We start from the raw sequence: 18312 nt of genomic DNA, 5'->3' as shown, positions 1-18312 counted from the left end.
GAACGATGGGTTTGCCTGGGCAAGAAAAAAATAGGCGATGCAACGCACGGCTCTTGGCAAAGGGCCCTGTCCCCAAGTGACAGGGCGGTTGCCGGGGTTGCGCGGCAGAGCGATGTAGAACGAACCACACCGGGCAGCTTCGCTTGTGAAGCTGCCAGGTATAGACAAGGTATTCAAAAGGCATGAGGCTGGTGGATCCATGATCCCTACTGCCCTCGTGTCTGCTGCCCCCAGTCCTCGCTGATGTTTCCCTTCACTCCCCTCATCACCCCCCACCGCACCTGTGTGCAGCCCCGGCCAGACGCCGGCGAGGCTGCGACACGCGGCCGTGGCCGGGCCGTGTTGCGTTCCGGGCCTTTCTGGGCCCCCGCAGCACGTTCATGGGAGCGGGCAGCAGCGCCGCCTGACGAGCCGCACGCGCCAACGCTGTCCACCTGATTCGTCGTCGAACCACTGTTCGATAGCGCATCCACGGTCAGTCCAGGGCGATTCCTTCCTCGGTTCCTCCACATTGCCCGTGCATCTGGTGTTGCCGCCAGGGTTTTTGAGCCCGGCGGTGACGTGATGCTGCGTGCCATCTCGACTTCAATCACGAGTGGCACGCGAGGAGTGATGTCAATGAAACGCATGCTGATCAATGCGACGCAGCCGGAAGAGCGGCGCCTCGCAATCGTTGATGGCCAAAAGCTGCTGGACTTCGAGACCGAAATCGAAGGCCGCGAACAGCGCAAAGGCAATATCTACAAAGCCGTCGTGACCCGCGTCGAGCCTTCGCTCGAAGCCTGTTTCGTCGACTACGGCGAAGACCGCCACGGTTTCCTGCCCTTCAAGGAAATCGCCCGCCAATACTTCCGCGAAGGCGTGGACGTGCGCACCGCCCGCGTGCAAGACGCGATCAAGGAAGGCCAGGAACTGCTGGTCCAGGTCGAAAAAGAAGAGCGTGGCAACAAGGGCGCTGCCCTGACCACCTTCGTCTCGCTGGCCGGCCGCTATCTGGTGCTGATGCCGAACAACCCCCGCGGTGGTGGCGTTTCGCGCCGCATCGAGGGCGAAGACCGTGAAGAGCTGAAGGAAAACCTCGACCAGCTCGAATACCCCAAGGGCATGAGCTTGATCGCTCGCACCGCAGGCATCGGCCGCTCCGCCGCCGAACTGCAGTGGGACCTGAACTACATGCTCAAGCTCTGGACCGCCATCGACGATGCGGCCAAGGGCGGCAAGGGTGCCTACCTGATCTACCAGGAATCCAGCCTGGTGATCCGCGCGATCCGTGACTACTTCACCGCCGATGTCGGTGAAATCCTGATCGACACCGACGACCTGTTCGAACAGGCCCACCAGTTCATGAACCACGTGATGCCCGATCAAGGCCATCGCGTGAAGCGCTATCGCGACGACGCGCCGCTGTTCAGCCGTTTCCAGATCGAACACCAGATCGAAACCGCCTTCAGCCGCACGGTCAACCTGCCCTCGGGCGGCGCCATCGTGATCGACCACACCGAAGCCCTGGTTTCGGTGGACGTCAACTCGGCCCGCGCCACCCGTGGCGGCGACATCGAGGAAACCGCCACCCGCACCAATCTGGAAGCCGCCGACGAGATCGCGCGCCAGATGCGTCTGCGCGACCTGGGCGGCCTGATCGTGGTCGACTTCATCGACATGGAAGAGTCGAAGAACCGCCGCGAAGTCGAGCAACGCCTGCGCGACGCGCTGCGCCAAGACCGCGCCCGCGTGCAGTTCGCGTCCATCAGCAAGTTCGGCCTGCTGGAGCTGAGCCGTCAGCGCCTGCGCCCTTCCTTGAGCGAAGGCAATCACATCACCTGCCCGCGTTGCAACGGCACCGGCCACATCCGCGACACCGAGTCCTCGGCGCTGCAGATCCTGCGCATGGTTCAGGAAGAGTCCATGAAGGACAACACCGCCGCCGTTCACGTGCAAGTGCCGGTGGAAGTGACCTCCTTCTTGCTGAACGAAAAGCGCACCGAGATCACCAAGATCGAGCTGAAGCAGCGCGTCACCGTGCTGCTGGTGCCCAATAAGCATCTGGAAACGCCCAACTACAAGCTGGAGCGCCTGCGCCACGACGACCCCCGTCTGGAGAACCTGCAAGCCAGCTACACCATGATAGAAGAGCAGCAAGACGAGGTGGGCATCACCCGTCGCAGCGATTCGGACAAGGGCCGCAGCAAGCAAGAGCCGGTGATCAAGGGCATCCTGCCCGAGTTGCCCGCCCCCATGCCCTCGCCGGCAGCCCCCAAGGCCGCACCTGCTGCCGCAGCAGCAGCCGCTACGCCGGTGGCAGCACCCGCCGCTGGCGGTGGCTTCTTTGGCTGGATCAAGAACCTGTTCGGTGCCCCCGCACCAGCCCCGGTGGAAACACCGGCCACGCCCGCCAAGCCCGCCAATGGCGAGCGCAGCAAGCGCGAAGGTGGCCGTGATGGCGCCCGTGAAGGCCGTGGTGGACGCGAAGGTCGTGAGGGTCGCGAAGGCCGTGGCCGTAACGGCGAGCGCACTGAGCGTGGCGGCGACCGCAACGCCAAGCGTGAAGGCGGACGTGGCGACGCCAACAAGCCGCAAGAAGCACGCGGTGAGCGTCCGGAAGGCCAGCAGCGCCCCGAGCGCCCCGAGCGCGCTGAACGTGGCGAGCGCGGTGACCGTGGTGACCGCAATGGCCGCCGTGGCGAGCGCAACGAGCGCGGCAATGAAGCCAAGCCCGAAGGCCTGAACGCCAATAACGAGCAGCAGCAACAGCAGCGCCCCGAGCGCGGCAACAACGAGCGTGGCGAGGCCGGTGGCCGCCGCCCGCGCGGTGAGCGTCCGCCGCGTGCCGAGCGCAGCGAAGAGCAAATCGCCGCCGCCAACCTGGCCAGCCAGTCGGGTCAAGAGCCGAACGCCTTCGTTGACAGCCAGGCGCCTGCCTTCGGCAACGATGGCATTGCCAACGCTGACAGCGAAGCCAGCAACGAAGAGCGTCAAGGCCGTGGCCGCCGCCGTCGTCGCAACGGCGGTGCCCGTGAAGATGGCCGCCCTGTCGAGGCGGGTGATGCTGGTGCCGACACGCAGCCCGCAGCTGTCGAAGGCGAGGCTAACGCCGCCGAAGGCGGTAACGAAGCCGGCGACGAGTCGCAACAGCAGCAAGCCGCTAACGGCGAAAACCGTGGTCGTGGCCGCAACCGTGGCCGTGAACGTGGTCCCCGCGCTGATCGTGGTGACCGCGCCGAGCGTGGTGAGCGCAACGGCAACGGCGAAGCCGGCGAGCAAGTCGCCACGGCAACCGAAGCTGCTGAGCAAGCGCCTGCCGCACTGAGCACCCAGGTCGAGCCGGTGCAAGCCGCCCCCGCAGCCGCTAACGCAGCAGTTGCTGAGCCGGTGGCAGCTGCCGCTGAAGTGGCAGTGGCTGCGGCTGCGGTTGCAGCGACCGCCCCAGTAGCAGCACCTGCAGCACCTGCAGCAGCGCCTGTCGCAGCCGCAACCCCGCAAGTCCCGGCCTTCAAGCTGGCGATTGACGAGCTGCAAGCGGTTGCCGCGGCCAGCGGTCTGCAATGGGTCAACTCGGATGCCGACAAGATCCGCGCCGTGCAAGAAGCCATCGCCGCCGAACCCAAGCCGGTGCACGTGCCCCGCGAGCCCAAGCCTGTGGTGAGCATCGAAGAAGGCCCGCTGGTCTTGGTCGAGACCCGCAAGGATCTGGGCCAGGTCAAGCTGCCCTTCGAGGTTTGAAGGCTCAAAGCTTTTGACTGAACGCTGAGGGCCACCCCCGGCCCCAGCCCCAACGCCGCCCGGCTCAACAGCTCGGGCGGCGTTTCTCATTCGGGCCAAGCCAGCAGCCCACCCACAGCTGAACTTGGCCGCCCTGTACGACACGCCACCCCACCATGAACACCACATCCATCCAGGCAGCAGCGGCACCCAAGATGCCGCCGCAAATCCCTTACATCATCGGCAACGAAGGATGCGAGCGCTTCAGCTTCTACGGCATGCGCAACATCCTCACCATGTTCCTGATGACCAGCTTGCTGCTGTCCATTCCCGAGGAATTGCGCAAGGGCGAGGCCAAAGATGTCTTTCACACCTTTGTGATCGGCGTGTACTTCTTCCCCTTGCTGGGCGGCTGGTTGGCCGACCGCTTTTTCGGCAAGTACAACACCATCCTTTGGCTCAGCCTGGTGTACTGCGCCGGCCACGCCTGCTTGGCGATTTTTGAAAACAATCTGCGCGGCTTTTACTTTGGCCTCTTCCTGATCGCCCTGGGCTCGGGCGGCATCAAGCCGCTGATCAGCTCATTCGTCGGCGACCAGTTCGACAAAAGCAATCGCAGCCTGGCGCAAAAGGTGTTCGACGGCTTTTACTGGATCATCAACTTCGGCAGCTTCTTCGCTTCGCTGCTGATGCCCATCTTCTTGGCCGAGTTTGGCCCCAGCGTGGCCTTCGGCATTCCGGGCGTGTTCATGTTCATCGCCACGCTGATCTTCTGGTCGGGCCGCAAGAAGTATGTACATGTGGCACCCACTGCAGGCAAAGACCCCAATAGCTTCCTCAAGGTGGTGCGCACCGCCCTGCTCACGACTAAGCCCGGCGCCGGCCGCCCTGGCCTGCTGCTGGCCCTGAGCGGCGTGGCCCTGGCCATTGCCAGCCTGTGCTTTTACAAAGAGATCGGCATCGTGCCCGCCCTGTGCTCGGCCCTGGTGCTGATCATGGGTTTTGGCGGCGCCGGCGCCTGGGCGCAGTTGGACCGCGCCAGCGCCAAGCATGGCGAGCCCGCCGTGGCGGCCGTGCGCACCGTGCTGCGCTTGCTGGTGCTGTTCGCCCTGGTCACACCCTTCTGGTCGCTGTTTGACCAAAAGGCCTCCACCTGGGTGCTGCAGGCAGACCAGATGGCCAAGCCCGAATGGTTCAAGTCCTCGATGATGCAGGCACTCAACCCCTTGCTGGTGATGTTGCTGATTCCCTTCAACAACATGGTCCTATACCCACTGCTGCGCCGCATGGGGCTGCAGATCACGGCCTTGCGCCGCATGGGTGCCGGCATTGCTTTTTCCAGCATCGCCTTCTTGGTGGTGGGTGGCTTCCAGCTCTGGCTGGACGACGGTCACCGCGTCACCATCCTCTGGCAAATCCTGCCCTATGCCTTGCTGACCTTTGGTGAGGTGCTGGTCTCGGCCACCGGCCTCGAGTTCGCCTACAGCCAGGCGCCGCTGGCCATGAAGGGCGTGATCACCAGTTTCTGGAATCTCTCGGTCACGGTCGGCAATTTGTGGGTGCTGCTGGCCAACTCCAGCGTCAAGGGCGCCGCAGTCACCAGCTATATCCAGAGCACCGGCACCAGCGTCACCGCCTTCCAGATGTTCTTCTTCGCCGGCTTTGCTTTGCTGGCCGCCCTGCTGTTTGGCCTCTATGCGCGCGGCTATGAAATGCAGGAGAACTACCGCAGCGCGACTTGATTGCGAGCGGCGCGCCTGAGCCGCAAGGGTGATCGAAAGGCAGGCCAATCAATGGCCTGCGCTTGAACTCCCTTCGGCTAGCAGCGCCGCTGCCAACTCAGGCTAGGCGTTCGACTGCCGCCAGATAGCGCGCATTGCGCATCAGCTCATCCCAGGTCAGCGGCACGGTCTGCGGCAGCAGATCCAGGCGGCGTGATTCGCTGTCGGGTTCAGGCGTCCAGCGCCCTTCGCGCTGGGCGGCATCCAGGCCCGCCAGCAAATCGTCAATCGCCGCGCCGCCATCCACCGCCGACTGATTGCACAGCAACACCAGGTCGCAGCCGGCTTGCAAAGCCGCCAAGGCCGCCTCGGTGTAGCCGATGGCGCGGCCTTCCAGCACGCGGGCGCCGGCCATGCCGAGGTCGTCACTGAAGATGGCACCACCGAAGCCCAGCTTCTCACGCAAGATCTCTTGCAGCCAACGGGCGCTGAAGCCGGCCGGGCGGCTGTCCACTTTCGGGTAGATCACATGCGCGGGCATCACGGCCGACAAGCTCAGGCTCAGCCACTCGAAGGGCTTGGCGTCTGCAGCCAAGATGGCTTTGAGGCTGCGCTTGTCCACCGGCACCGCCACATGGCTATCGGCCTTGACGAAGCCATGGCCGGGGAAATGTTTGCCGCAGCTGCTCATGCCCGCCAGCAGCAGGCCTTGCATCAGGCTCTTGGCCAAGACGCTGACGACGCGCGGGTCGCTGTGGAAGGCGCGCTCACCAATCACGCTGGTGTTACCGATATCCAAATCCAGCACCGGGGTGAAGCTGAAATCCACCCCGCAGGCGCGCAGCTCGGCGGCCAGCACAAAGCCGCTGGCTGTGGCGGCCTCGGTGGCGCGCATGGCGTCTTCCATCCAGAGCTCACCCAGCGCGCGCATGGCGGGCAGATGGGTGAAGCCATCGGTACGGAAGCGCTGCACGCGCCCGCCCTCGTGGTCCACCGCGATCAAGATGTCGGGGCGGATTGCCTTGATGCTGGAGGTCAGCGCCACCAATTGGGCGCGGCTCTCGAAATTGCGCGCAAACAGGATCAGGCCGCCGACCAAGGGGTGGCTCAGGCGCTTGGCCTCGGCCGCACTCAGGCTCAGGCCGGCAACGTCGAGGACGACGGGGGCGTGGTGTTTGTCTTGCATATGCTGCTTCCCTACTCTTTGCTTTCGACCACCACAAAGGCAGCCGCGTATTCGGTTTCGTCCGTCACGCTGACGTGCGCCTTCAGCCCATTGGCCTCGAACCAGAGCGCTAACTCGCCATGCAAGCGGATTTCGGGCTTGCCGCTGGCGGCCTTGACGATCTCACAATCGCGCCAATTCATGGGGCTGCGCATGCCCATGCCAATCGCCTTGGAAAAGGCCTCTTTGGCGGAAAAGCGGGTGGCCAAATAGCTGATGCCGCGGGCGGCTACGCGCTCGCTGCGTTCCCGGAACACCGCCAACTCATGCGGGCCCAGCACCTTCTCGGCAAAGCGCTCGCCGCGCCGCGCCAGGGTTTCACGGATGCGGCGGATGTCGCAGATATCGGTGCCTATGCCGTAGATCATCGGTACTGCTCCTGCTCATGGCCTGACTCATCGCCTGCTTCCAAGGCGGGCCAGCCCAACACCTCGTTGCGGTGGCGCTGGCCATCGAGTTCAAACCAAGTCTCGCCCCAGAGCTGCGCGCCCTCGCGGCGGTAAAAGCGCAAGGCGCCGTCATTGCCTTCCCAGGCGCTCAGCCACAACGCACGCTGCGGCCATTGCTGGCGCACCTGCCGCAGCAAGCGCACGCCCAGGCCTCGGCCAACACAAGGCGGCGCGATGTAGAGCCGGTGCAGCTCTACCGCTTGCTCAATCCCTGCGGGCAGCAGCGTCGGGCATTCGGCGGCGGCATCCAGCTGAGCCCAGCCTTGCAGCATCTCGCCCTCTTGCAGCAGCCAATGCGGGCTGAGGTCAATGGCGCGGCGCAGCGCCTGTTCATCGAATTCGCGCCGCAGATAGCCGGCAAAGGCCTCGCTCACCCCGTCGCTGGCGTAGCTGTCGAGCCAGACCCAACGGGCCAAGGCCGCGATGCGGGCCGCGTCGTCCGGGCGAGCCTGGCGCAGTTCAAGTGCCATGCGGCGACTCCATCAAAGCGGCTGGTAGGCGCGCTGGATGCAGCGCTGGTATTCGCGCACGGTCTCGGTATAACCCAGCTCCAGCGCATCAGCGATCAAGGCATGGCCGATGGAAACCTCTTGCACGCCGGGCACGGCACGCAAAAAAGCAGTGAGGTTATCGCGATTCAAATCATGGCCGGCATTCACGCCCAAGCCCACGGCCAGCGCGGCCTCGGCCGTGCGGGTGAAGCCCGCCAGCACTTCGGCTTCACGCTCGGTGCCGAAGGCGCTAGCAAAGGTTTCGGTGTAAAGCTCCACCCGGTCAGCACCCAACTCGGCCACAAAAGCCATGGCTTCGGGCTGCGGGTCCATGAACAGGCTGACGCGTACGCCCAGAGCCTTGGCCTCGGCCACCAAGGGACGCAGTCGCTCCAGATCGGCGGGGAATTGCCAGCCATGGTCGGAGGTGAACTGGTCTTCACTATCAGGCACAAAAGTGACCTGATGGGGGCGCAGCTGGCGCACAAAGTCCATCAGATTCTGGGTTGGGTTGCCCTCGATGTTGTACTCGGCTTGCGGCCAGTCCCGGCTCAGCAAATCAGCGAGTTCATGCACATCGTTCGTGCGCACATGGCGGGCATCAGGGCGCGGATGCACGGTGATCCCTTGCGCGCCGGCCAGCAAGCAGGCTTGCGCCGCCCGCAGCACGCTGGGAATGCCCAGGTGCCGGGTGTTGCGCAGCAAGGCCACTTTGTTGACATTGACCGACAAGGCGCAGCGGCCGGCCGATGACGCATGGGAAGACTCAGGGGCGACCAAGGGATTCATGGCTCTCTCTCAAAACGGCTCACAACTATTCGATGAGTTTTTGCACGTCCAGCATCACCTGCCGGGTGCGCAAAGGCTTTTGGCCCAGATGATAGTGAAGCAAAGCGCGCAGGGCCGAGCGCAGGGCCGGCAGGCAGCTGGCACAAGCATGCTGCAAGGCCGCCATGCTGCCATGCAGAAGCGCCGCCTGCAGATGCACCAGGCTGGCCGCGGCAAAGCCAGCCGCATCGCCCGCATGCGGCAGCACGCCACCATCGGGCGTGAGCATATAGAGGCGCTCGGGCGACAGCGGCGCCTGAGTGATGGTGGACAAGCTCAAATCAGGCAGCAGCCCCAGCTCCTGCAGCAGTCGCAACTCAAAGGCGCGCAATGCCGTCTGCGAGGCCGCATCGTCATTGGCATGCAGCTCGGGCAGGGTCTGCGCGTAGGCATCGAACAACTGGGGATGCGGGTCTTGCCGGGCCAGCAGCTTGAGCAAAAGCTCGTTCAGGTAGTAGCCCGAGAACAATGCCGCGCCGACCGGCAAGGTGGCACCACCCACCCATTCGGCGCCACGCAAGGTGACCACCTCGGCGGGCGAGCCATCGGCCGACTTGCCCGGCTTGGAGAGCGTGACCTGAATGCGCTGAAATGGCAGCAACACGGCTCGCAGCTGCGAGTAAGGGCGTTTGGCGCCTTTGGCCACCACGGCCAGGCGGCCCTGCTCGCGAGTGAACAAGTCCAGCACCAGGCTGGTTTCACTCCAGTCGTACTGGTGCAAAACAAAGGCCTGCTGGACCGCAGGCGGGCGCGCAGCGCGGACCATCAGGCCTGGCGTGGGAACAAGGTGAGTCGAGAACTTATTCGTAGCCGTAGCTGCGCAGATGCTCTTCGCTATCGGCCCAGCCGGAGCGCACCTTGACCCATAACTCCAAGAACACGCGGCCATCCATCAGATGCTCGAGCTCTTGGCGTGCTTCGGAGCCGATGCGCTTGAGGCGCTCACCGCCCTGGCCGATGATCATGCCCTTGTGGGCATCGCGCTCCACCACGATGGAGGCGGAGATGCGGCGCAGCTCGCCCTCGTCTTCCCATTTGTCGATCACGACGGTGGAGGTGTAGGGCAGCTCATCGCCGGTCAGGCGGAAGAGCTTTTCACGGATGATTTCGCTGGCCAAGAATTTTTCGCTGCGATCGGTCAGCGCGTCTTCCTCGTAGAACCAGCCCTGCTCGGGCAGATAGGGCTTGAGGATCTTGAACAGGCGCGCGACATCGGCTTCCTTCTTGGCCGAGAGCGGCACGAACTCGCTGAAGTTGCGACGCTCTTGCATGCTCTTGAGCCAGGGCGCGAGCTCAGCACGGCGCTGCACCGCGTCGAGCTTGTTGGCGATCAGGACCACCGGCTTGTCCTCGGGCAGCAGGGACAGCACCTTGGCATCATCCAAGCCGAAGCGGCCGGCTTCCACCACATAGAGCACCAGATCCACATCGCCCAACACGCCGTGCACCGTGCGGTTGAGGTTGCGGTTCAGGGCGGCGTTGTACTTCATCTGGAAGCCAGGCGTGTCCACGAACACGAACTGGGCCTCGTCTACCGTGCGCACGCCGGTGATGCGGTGGCGCGTGGTTTGCGCCTTGTCCGAGGTGATGCTGACCTTCTGCCCCACCAAGGCATTGAGCAAGGTGGATTTACCCACGTTCGGGCGGCCAACGATGGCGATCAGGCCGCAGCGTTGGGGCAGGCCTTCGCCCTCAGGGGTAGAAGGAGTCGGCAATGTATTTTCGGTCATGGGGTAACAGCGGTTCGGCTGCTCATTAATCGCGCAGGCCGGAGCCTGGCTTGTCGCGCAAGATCAATTCGTCCAGCATACGACGGGCGGCATCTTGTTCGGCCACGCGGCGCGAGCGGCCCTCGCCTTTTTTACTCAGGCTCAAGGGCGGCACTGCGCACTCGACCTCAAAGGTCTGGGCATGGGCCTGGCCGCGGGTTTCGGTGATGGTGTAAATCGGCACCGCCAAGCGGCGTGCCTGCAGCCATTCTTGCAAGGCGGTCTTGGCGTCTTTGCCAAACTGCTCGCCACTGCTGGCTTGGGTAATCACATCGGCCAGCAGCTTGCGCACCAGCTCCAAGGCCGGGGCATAGCCACCGTCGACAAAAGTGGCGCCAATCAAGGCCTCCACCGCATCGGCCAAGATCGAGGCGCGCTGCGCGCCACCGCCCTTGGCTTCACCTTCGGACAGGCGCACCACCTGCGGCAGTTCCAGCGTCAAAGCCAGCTTGTGCAAGCTTTCCTCGCGCACCATGTGCGCGCGGATGCGGGTCAGGTCACCTTCATCCGAGCCAGCAAAACGCTCGTACAACAGGCTGGACACGGCCAGACTCAGCACCGCATCCCCTAAGAACTCGAGGCGCTCGTTATGGTCGGCGCCAAAGCTGCGATGCGTCAGCGCGCGGGTCAGCAGCTCAGGCTTGCTGAAGCGGTAACCCAGGCGTTGCTGAAGGGAGGCGAACTGCGGAGTCATGGCGGGAAAAGGCAATGGGCGTTGAACGAGTAGGCAACTGCGCGGAATGAAAGCTTGAACAGGAGGCTCAGCAATCCTTAACGCGACTTGCCCTCGTACTTGATCAACAGGTACACCGGGCCGGCGACGGGGATTTGCTTGTCGTAGGCAAAGCTGATCTGCACCTTGTCATTTTCCTTGCTGACTTGCAAGTCTTGCGAGGTGATGCTGACGATGGAATATTCGATTTGCTGGGCGCGGTCAAACTCGGCGCGCACAACCGGCACCGTGGCCGGGTTCTCTGCGGCGATGCGGTTGACGACGCGTTGCACGGTATAGAACTCCAGCACGGTCGGGAACACCCGGACCGCGACCAAGCCGCCAAAAGCAATCACCACCGCCCAGAACAGCAAGCCAAACAAGCTGACGCCCCGCTGCCCGGACAGCGATGACTTGCGTGCTGCGAAGGGTCGCGATGCCGGCATGGTGAGGATCCTTTTCTGTTCTTGAAGTGAGTGTGCCAAAAGCTTATCAGTTGAAGGCGCCGATGCGCCCCAAATTGCCGAAGTTCATCCAGACAAAGAAGGCGCGGCCGACGATGTTCTCGTCCGGCACAAAGCCCCAGAAGCGCGAGTCACGCGAGTTGTCGCGGTTGTCGCCCAGCATGTAGTAATAACCGGCGGGCACTTTGCAAGTCACGCCTTCGGGGCTGTACTTGCAATTGTCCTGGAAGGGGAATGCGGTGTCCGGGCGGAACAGCGGATGGCGCTGCGTGTCCACCAACATCTTGTGCGCCTTGTCACCCAGCTTCTCTTCGAACAAGGGGCGATAGGACATCGAGCTTTCGTCGTAGAAATCACCCTGCGGCTGCACCGCCGTGGGTTGACCATTGACGTAGAGCTTCTGGTTCAGATAGCTCACCTCGTCGCCAGGCACAGCGGCCACGCGCTTGATGAAATCGATGCTGGGGTCGGGCGGAAAGCGGAACACCATCACGTCACCACGCTTGACCTCGTTGTTATCGATGATCTTTTTGTTGATCACCGGCAGGCGCACGCCGTAGTGGAACTTGTTCACCAGAATCAGGTCGCCCACTAGCAGGGTCGGCACCATGGAGCCAGAAGGAATCTTGAAAGGCTCAAACAAGAAGGAGCGCAGCAAGAAAACGATCAAGATGACCGGGAACAAACCAGCTGTCCAGTCCATCCACCAGGGTTGCTGCAGGATTTGCTGACGCGCGCCTTCCACATCACCATCAACCCGCGCAATGCCCTGAGCAGCCAGATTCTGGCGGCGCTTGGCATCGTTTTCCAGCAAGTCGGCGGCGGCCTTGGCGCGTGCGGGCGCGAAGTGGAAGCGCTCCGCCAGCCAATAGGCCGAGGTGACCATCGTCAGGATGAAGAGCAGGAGCGAGAAGTTGCCACTCCAGTAGCCGCTGTACCAGCCGCCCAGGTAAGCCGCGAGGACGGCGTAGAGAATTCCGGTCAGAGCACTCATCATCAGTTCTTCGTCTTCTCTTTTTTGAATTAATCGTCCACTTGCAGAATGGCCAGGAAGGCTTCCTGCGGCACCTCGACGGAGCCCACCTGCTTCATGCGCTTCTTACCGGCTTTCTGCTTCTCGAGCAGCTTGCGCTTACGCGACACGTCGCCGCCGTAGCATTTTGCCAGCACGTTTTTACGCAAGGCCTTGATGTTCTCGCGGGCGATGATGTTAGAGCCGATGGCGGCTTGAATCACCACGTCATACATCTGGCGCGGGATGTGCTCGCGCATCTTGGCAGCCACACCGCGGCCACGGAATTGGCTTTGCTGGCGGTGCACGATCAGGGACAGCGCATCGACGCGGTCGCCGTTGATCAAGATGTCGACCTTGACCACATCGGACGCGCGGTACTCCTTGAACTCATAGTCCATCGAGGCATAGCCGCGCGAGACGCTCTTGAGCTTGTCAAAGAAGTCCAGCACGATTTCGGCCAGCGGCATCTCATAGGTCAGCATGACCTGACGGCCGTGATAGGCCATATTGATCTGATTGCCGCGCTTCTGATTGGCCAGTGTCATCACCGGGCCGACATAGTCTTGCGGCATGTAGAGATGCACGGTCACGATGGGCTCGCGGATCTCTTGCATCAGCCCCAGGTCGGGCATCTTGGAGGGGTTCTCGACCTCGATCACCGTGCCGTCATTCAGCAGCACTTCGTAGACCACGCTGGGCGCGGTGGTGATCAGGTCTTGATCGAACTCGCGCTCCAGACGCTCTTGCACGATCTCCATATGCAGCAAGCCAAGGAAGCCGCAGCGGAAGCCAAAGCCCAACGCCTGCGACACCTCGGGCTCGTAGCGCAGCGAGGAGTCATTGAGCTTGAGCTTCTCCAGCGCGTCGCGCAGCTGGTCGTACTCGCTGGCTTCGGTCGGATACAAACCGGCGAAGACCTGCGGCTGAATTTCCTTGAAGCCGGGCAGCGCCTCTTCGGCCGGGCCCAGATTGTTGGGCAGCTTCTTTTCCAGCGTGATGGTGTCGCCGACCTTGGCGGCCTGCAACTCTTTGATGCCGGCAATGATGAAGCCCACCTCGCCTGCATTGAGTTGCTCGCGCTTCTCAGACTTGGGCGCGAACACACCCAGATGCTCGGCCGGGTAGACGGCGTCAGAGGCCATCATGCGAATGCGCTCGCCGCGCCTCAAGGTGCCATCCACCACGCGCACCAGCATCACCACGCCCACATAGGCGTCGTACCAGCTGTCGATGATCATGGCGCGCAGAGGGGCCTCAACCACACCCTGGGGTGGCGGCATGCGTGCAATCACTGCTTCGATGATTTCATCGATGCCCATGCCGGTCTTGGCACTGCAAGGAATCGCATCGGTCGCGTCAATGCCGATCACATCTTCGATCTCGGCCTTGGCGTTGTCGGGGTCTGCGCTGGGCAGGTCCATCTTGTTCAAGACCGGCACCACTTCCACGCCCAGGTCCAGCGCGGTGTAGCAGTTGGCCACGGTCTGCGCTTCCACGCCCTGGCTGGCATCCACCACCAGCAGCGCGCCCTCGCAGGCCGACAGCGAGCGGCTGACTTCATAAGAGAAGTCAACGTGTCCGGGCGTGTCGATCAGGTTGAGGTTGTAGGTCTTGCCATCCTTGGCCGTGTACTGCAGCGAAGCAGTCTGGGCCTTGATGGTGATGCCGCGTTCACGCTCGATGTCCATCGAGTCCAGCACCTGCGCTTCCATCTCGCGGTCCGAGAGCCCGCCACAACGTTGAATGATGCGATCCGCCAGCGTGCTTTTGCCGTGGTCGATGTGGGCGATGATGGAGAAATTACGGATGTGGTTCATGTTGTTCTTAAATGCGCTGTGCCGAAAGACACAACGGCGAAGCCGTTGCAGCGCAAGCTCAAATCGCGGAGCGATATGAAGGCGCGACGCGCCGTGCTGAAGCTAAAAAAAAGGCACGTCGAAACGGTGACGCGCCTTCCAACAAAACGTATGGCAACTGCTTGTTGGGCTTCCATTGTAGCGAAAAGCCTAGACCTGGAAACCGCGGCAAGGCTGGAATCAAGGTCGTTGCGGCCCGCCAACATCAAAGTTATCAACAGCTTACCAACAAGGCATCAACAACCTACTGATGAGCTAGCGATAACTACGCGAGAGCGACAAGAGCCGGGGCTCAAGGTGTTGCGCCCTCGCCAATCGACCCCCATTTATGTTGTCTGCGATCCACAAACACTGCTGCCAAGGCCTTGATTCTAGCCGACGGCGACAAGAATGCCGATTTTGATCGGCCGACGCACCGTCAAGCAGCACTGGTTTTGTCCACTGACGCCAGTTTTTGCACAAAGTTCAAACCAGGCTTGGCAGTCAAAGCTAGGGTCAAATTTTCACAATAAGAAAAGACCCGCCAGCTAGGTCCACCATTGCCCGCCAAGTTTGGGTGCGCGGACCGAATCAAGCTCGCACCCATCCTCACCCAGCCGGCGCCGCCTCAGCGCGCGGGACGCAGCAAGACAAAGCTCACCACATCGTCACGCCGCACCACCAGGTTGATGACCTTGGCTTTTTCAAGCTTGGCCAACTGCGCCTGGAATTGCTTGACGCTGCTGACTTCCACGTTGTCGACCGACAGCACCAAGTCACCTTCGCGCAGGCCTGCACGCGCGGCCACACCGGTGGCGCCATCGATACGCACACCGGAGCGCAGCTTCAACTCTTTCTTCTGCGCCTCCGGCACTTCGGAGATTTGCAGACCCAGGGCTGTGACGGAACTCGGCGAGGCCTTGCCCTCGGGCTCGGTGGCGGCACGGGCTTGCTTGTCGCTGGGCATCTCAGCAATCACGATGTTCAAGTCTTTGTAAGCGCCGCGGCGGAAGACCTGCACCGTTGCCTTGGCACCGGGCTTGAGCGCAGCCACCACGCGGCGCAGATCGCTCGCCTTTTCAATTGTCTTGCCGTCGAATTTGGTGATCACGTCACCGCCCTCGATGCCCGCCTTGTCGGCCGCGCCGCCTGCCGTCACGCTACGAATCACCGCACCGGTGGGCTTGCCCAGGCCAATCGATTCGGCCACTTCCTTGCTCAGATCATCCGGCGCCACGCCGATGAAGCCTCGCACCACCTTGCCACTGCTGCGCAGCTGATCGGACACGCGGATGGCCTCATCGATCGGAATGGCAAATGAGATGCCCATGAAGCCGCCCGACTGGCTGTAAATCTGCGAGTTGATGCCCACCACCTCGCCGCGCATATTCAGCAAGGGGCCGCCGGAGTTGCCAGGGTTGATGGCCACGTCGGTTTGAATAAAGGGCAGGAAGTCACCGGTGTCACGCGCCTTGGCGCTGACGATGCCGGCGGTGACGCTATTGTCAAAGCCGAAGGGCGAGCCGATGGCCATCACCCACTCGCCAACCTTCAAGCGCCCCACATCGCCGATCTTCACGGCCGGCAGGCCGCTGGCCTCAATCTTCAACACCGCCACATCGGTGCGCACATCGCTGCCGATCAGCTTGGCCTTGAACTCACGCTTGTCGGTCAGGGTGACGAAGATCTCATCTGCGCCATTCACCACATGGGCGTTGGTCATTACATAACCATCATTGCTCAGCACAAAGCCCGAGCCGATACCGCGGCGCTGGGGCGCTTCATCCTCGCCGCCACCTCGCGGTGCACCGCGGCGTTGGCCCGGCACGGGCAGACCGAAGCGGCGCAGGAACTCCTGCATCTGCTCGTCCATCTCCGGCATGCCGGCGGCTTGCTTGGCGCGCTCCGAGGTGCGGATATTGACGACGGCCGGGCCGACCTTCTCCACCAACTCGGTGAAGTCCGGCAAGCCCTGAGGCTGCGCGAACACCGGCGCCGGGCTGAGCGCCAAACTGAGGGACAGCACCGAGGCCGACAAGAGCACACGCGACATGCCGGTCAGGCGAGTCATCGGCGATGTGCCGGAACGAGTTGCGGACAAAGCAGGCATAGAACTCATCTTCTTCATCATCATTTGCTCAAGGACTCTCAAGAAAGGATTCGGTTAAACCAAGTCGGCAGTTTGGGGGCAAGCGAGCCAGATTCAAGCGCAGTTTACGTACTGCAACATAGCGCCAACTGATGTTCGCACGGATGGCCAGGTGCAGCAAAAGTCATAGCCCCAGGCGACTGCCAGGCATTGGCCCAATCTCCTCAGTGGGGTGGCCGGGCAGAAAACAGCGTGGCCCGCAACTGGCCCCACATCGCCCCTTGCTGCGCTGCGCTGAGCGGCAGGTACAGGTCGGGCCGAAACCAGGGCGATGTCGGCTCACGCAGGCGCAGGAGCAACCAGCCATCGAGATCAATCACCACCGCCACCCGCACTTCTTGCTGCGCCTCCTCATCCAGGCTTTGCGACAAGCGCCAGCACTGCCCGTCCCACTGCAAGCGCCGCGCTCTCACGCGCGCCGCGCGCCAAGCCAAGGCCGCCGCCAGCGGCAGCAAGGCCATCAAAGACCAAGCCTGAGGCAGGTGCTGCATAACAGCCAGCACAAAGCAAAACGCCGCCAGGCAAGCCAGGGCGGCGATTGAGGCCTGCAGCCGGGGCTGCGGCAGGATGTCCACCCGCAAGGGTGGCGCATGACGGTGACTGACACTCATGGCAACGGCGCTTGCCTAGATGGACAAACCATCGCGAGGATGACGACGAAATTCGGCGCCATCACCCGGAGCCCCGCCTCGCGCTTAGATCTTCTTGAAGATCAGCGTGCCGTTGGTGCCACCGAAGCCGAAGTTGTTCTTGGCGGCATAGTCGATCTTCATCGGCCGCGCCTCATTGGCGCAGTAGTCCAGGTCGCACTCGGGATCCTGGTTGAAGATATTGATGGTGGGCGGCGCCACCTGGTTGTGCACAGCCAGCACGGTGAACACCGATTCGATGCCACCCGCGCCACCGAGCAAATGCCCGGTCATGGACTTGGTGGAGCTGATCACCAACTCTTTGGCGTGCTCACCAAATGCCAGCTTGATGGCATTAGTTTCGTTCAGATCACCCAGCGGCGTCGAGGTGCCGTGAGCGTTCATGTAATTGACCTGATCCGGGTTCACGCCGGCATTGCGCAGCGCAGCGCGCATGGAGCGCTTAGGGCCATCCACGCTAGGCGCGGTCATGTGGTACGCGTCGGCGCCCATGCCAAAGCCTGAGAGCTCAGCATAAATCTTGGCACCACGCTTCTTGGCATGCTCATACTCTTCGAGCACCAGCACACCACCGCCCTCGCCCAAGACAAAGCCGTCGCGGTCTTTGTCCCAAGGGCGGGAGGCAGTCTTGGGATCATCGTTGCGCGTGGACAAAGCCCGCGCCGAGGCAAAGCCTCCGAGACCCAAGGGCGACACGGTGGACTCCGCGCCGCCAGCAATCATCACATCGGCATCGCCGTATTCAATCAAGCGCCCTGCCTGACCAATGGCATGCAAGCCAGTGGTGCAAGCGGTCACGATGGCCAAGTTCGGGCCTTGGAAGCCGTACTTGATCGAGACATGGCCAGAGATCATGTTGATGATCGAGGCCGGCACAAAGAAAGGCGAAATGCGACGCGGGCCACGCGCCACATATTCGGCATGGGTTTCTTCGATCAGCGGCAAGCCGCCGATGCCCGAACCCACCAGCACGCCGATGCGTTCAGCTTGCTCTTCGCTCAACTGATCACCGGTCGGCAGACCGGCGTCCTGCACCGCTTGCATGGAGGCCGCCAATCCGTAATGGATAAAGCGGTCCATCGTGCGCGCCTCTTTACTGCTGATGTAGTCAGCAATATCGAAGCCCTTCACTTCACCTGCGAAATGGCAAGCGAAGGCCGAGGCATCAAAACGAGTGATGCGGTCAATGCCGGACTGACCGGCCAGGATATTGGCCCAGCCTTCAGCCACCGTGTTACCCACGGGGCTGATCAGACCAAGTCCGGTGACGACAACGCGACGACGGCTCATGCGGTTCAGGGATCA

General features: G+C 62.6%; 15 protein-coding genes. 2 read left to right on the top strand and 13 right to left on the bottom strand.

The genetic code is table 11. From position 1 onward, the window contains the following. Nucleotides 1-618: 618 nt before the first annotated feature. Together AT984_RS02380 and AT984_RS02375 are read left to right on the top strand one after the other, a co-directional pair. The gene (locus AT984_RS02380) at nucleotides 619-3720 is read left to right on the top strand and encodes an Rne/Rng family ribonuclease (protein ID WP_058718740.1); all 3102 of its coding nucleotides are present in this window, start codon (nucleotides 619-621) and stop codon (nucleotides 3718-3720) included. Nucleotides 3721-3875: 155 nt separating this feature from the next. Continuing rightward, nucleotides 3876-5441 carry a POT-type proton-dependent oligopeptide transporter gene (locus tag AT984_RS02375; protein WP_058718739.1) on the top strand — a complete coding sequence of 522 codons (1566 nt, stop codon included), beginning with the start codon at nucleotides 3876-3878 and terminating at the stop codon, nucleotides 5439-5441. A 97-nt stretch (nucleotides 5442-5538) separates the two neighbouring features. Here AT984_RS02375 and nagZ read toward each other — a convergent pair whose 3' ends face one another. The 13 genes from nagZ to fabF form a co-directional block, all read right to left on the bottom strand. Next, nucleotides 5539-6606 (bottom strand): beta-N-acetylhexosaminidase, encoded by a 1068-nt coding sequence (gene nagZ / locus AT984_RS02370; protein WP_058718738.1) that lies wholly within the window; start codon nucleotides 6604-6606, stop codon nucleotides 5539-5541. 11 nt (nucleotides 6607-6617) lie between these two features. Beyond that, the gene (gene acpS / locus AT984_RS02365; RefSeq protein WP_058718737.1) at nucleotides 6618-7013 is read right to left on the bottom strand and encodes a holo-ACP synthase; all 396 of its coding nucleotides are present in this window, start codon (nucleotides 7011-7013) and stop codon (nucleotides 6618-6620) included. Continuing rightward, nucleotides 7010-7564, bottom strand: a complete 555-nt coding sequence (locus tag AT984_RS02360; protein ID WP_058718736.1) for a GNAT family N-acetyltransferase — start codon at nucleotides 7562-7564, stop codon at nucleotides 7010-7012. Before AT984_RS02360 ends, acpS begins: the two co-directional genes overlap by 4 nt. A 12-nt stretch (nucleotides 7565-7576) precedes the next feature. Further along, nucleotides 7577-8374 carry a pyridoxine 5'-phosphate synthase gene (locus AT984_RS02355; protein WP_058718735.1) on the bottom strand — a complete coding sequence of 266 codons (798 nt, stop codon included), beginning with the start codon at nucleotides 8372-8374 and terminating at the stop codon, nucleotides 7577-7579. A gap of 25 nt (nucleotides 8375-8399) precedes the next feature. Beyond that, nucleotides 8400-9179 (bottom strand): DNA repair protein RecO, encoded by a 780-nt coding sequence (gene recO, locus AT984_RS02350; RefSeq protein WP_058718734.1) that lies wholly within the window; start codon nucleotides 9177-9179, stop codon nucleotides 8400-8402. A gap of 34 nt (nucleotides 9180-9213) precedes the next feature. Beyond that, entirely contained in the window at nucleotides 9214-10143 is a 930-nt protein-coding gene (gene era / locus AT984_RS02345; RefSeq protein ID WP_058718733.1) for a GTPase Era, read from the bottom strand. A 25-nt stretch (nucleotides 10144-10168) separates the two neighbouring features. Then, nucleotides 10169-10876: a ribonuclease III gene (gene rnc / locus AT984_RS02340; RefSeq protein ID WP_058718732.1), complete on the bottom strand. Its 708-nt coding sequence runs from the start codon at nucleotides 10874-10876 to the stop codon at nucleotides 10169-10171. A gap of 77 nt (nucleotides 10877-10953) precedes the next feature. Continuing rightward, nucleotides 10954-11340: a DUF4845 domain-containing protein gene (locus AT984_RS02335; protein WP_058718731.1), complete on the bottom strand. Its 387-nt coding sequence runs from the start codon at nucleotides 11338-11340 to the stop codon at nucleotides 10954-10956. A gap of 46 nt (nucleotides 11341-11386) precedes the next feature. Next, on the bottom strand, nucleotides 11387-12352 hold the full coding sequence (gene lepB, locus AT984_RS02330; protein ID WP_058722031.1) for a signal peptidase I: 966 nt from the start codon (nucleotides 12350-12352) through the stop codon (nucleotides 11387-11389). Nucleotides 12353-12381: 29 nt separating this feature from the next. Next, a complete protein-coding gene (gene lepA / locus AT984_RS02325; RefSeq protein WP_058718730.1) occupies nucleotides 12382-14190 on the bottom strand; it encodes a translation elongation factor 4 in 1809 nt (602 codons plus the stop codon). A 646-nt stretch (nucleotides 14191-14836) separates the two neighbouring features. Continuing rightward, nucleotides 14837-16318 (bottom strand): DegQ family serine endoprotease, encoded by a 1482-nt coding sequence (locus AT984_RS02320; protein WP_442952181.1) that lies wholly within the window; start codon nucleotides 16316-16318, stop codon nucleotides 14837-14839. Nucleotides 16319-16521: 203 nt separating this feature from the next. Then, nucleotides 16522-16968, bottom strand: a complete 447-nt coding sequence (locus AT984_RS02315; RefSeq protein ID WP_156421857.1) for a hypothetical protein — start codon at nucleotides 16966-16968, stop codon at nucleotides 16522-16524. An 84-nt stretch (nucleotides 16969-17052) separates the two neighbouring features. After that, on the bottom strand, nucleotides 17053-18297 hold the full coding sequence (fabF, locus tag AT984_RS02310) for a beta-ketoacyl-ACP synthase II (protein ID WP_058718727.1): 1245 nt from the start codon (nucleotides 18295-18297) through the stop codon (nucleotides 17053-17055). Between the last annotated feature and the right edge of the window lie 15 nt (nucleotides 18298-18312).

The sequence above is a fragment of the Paucibacter sp. KCTC 42545 genome, assembly GCF_001477625.1.
Lineage (GTDB): Bacteria > Pseudomonadota > Gammaproteobacteria > Burkholderiales > Burkholderiaceae_C > Paucibacter_A.
Note: the sequence above shows the minus strand (reverse complement) of the source record. Positions and strands in the feature narration are given on the sequence as shown.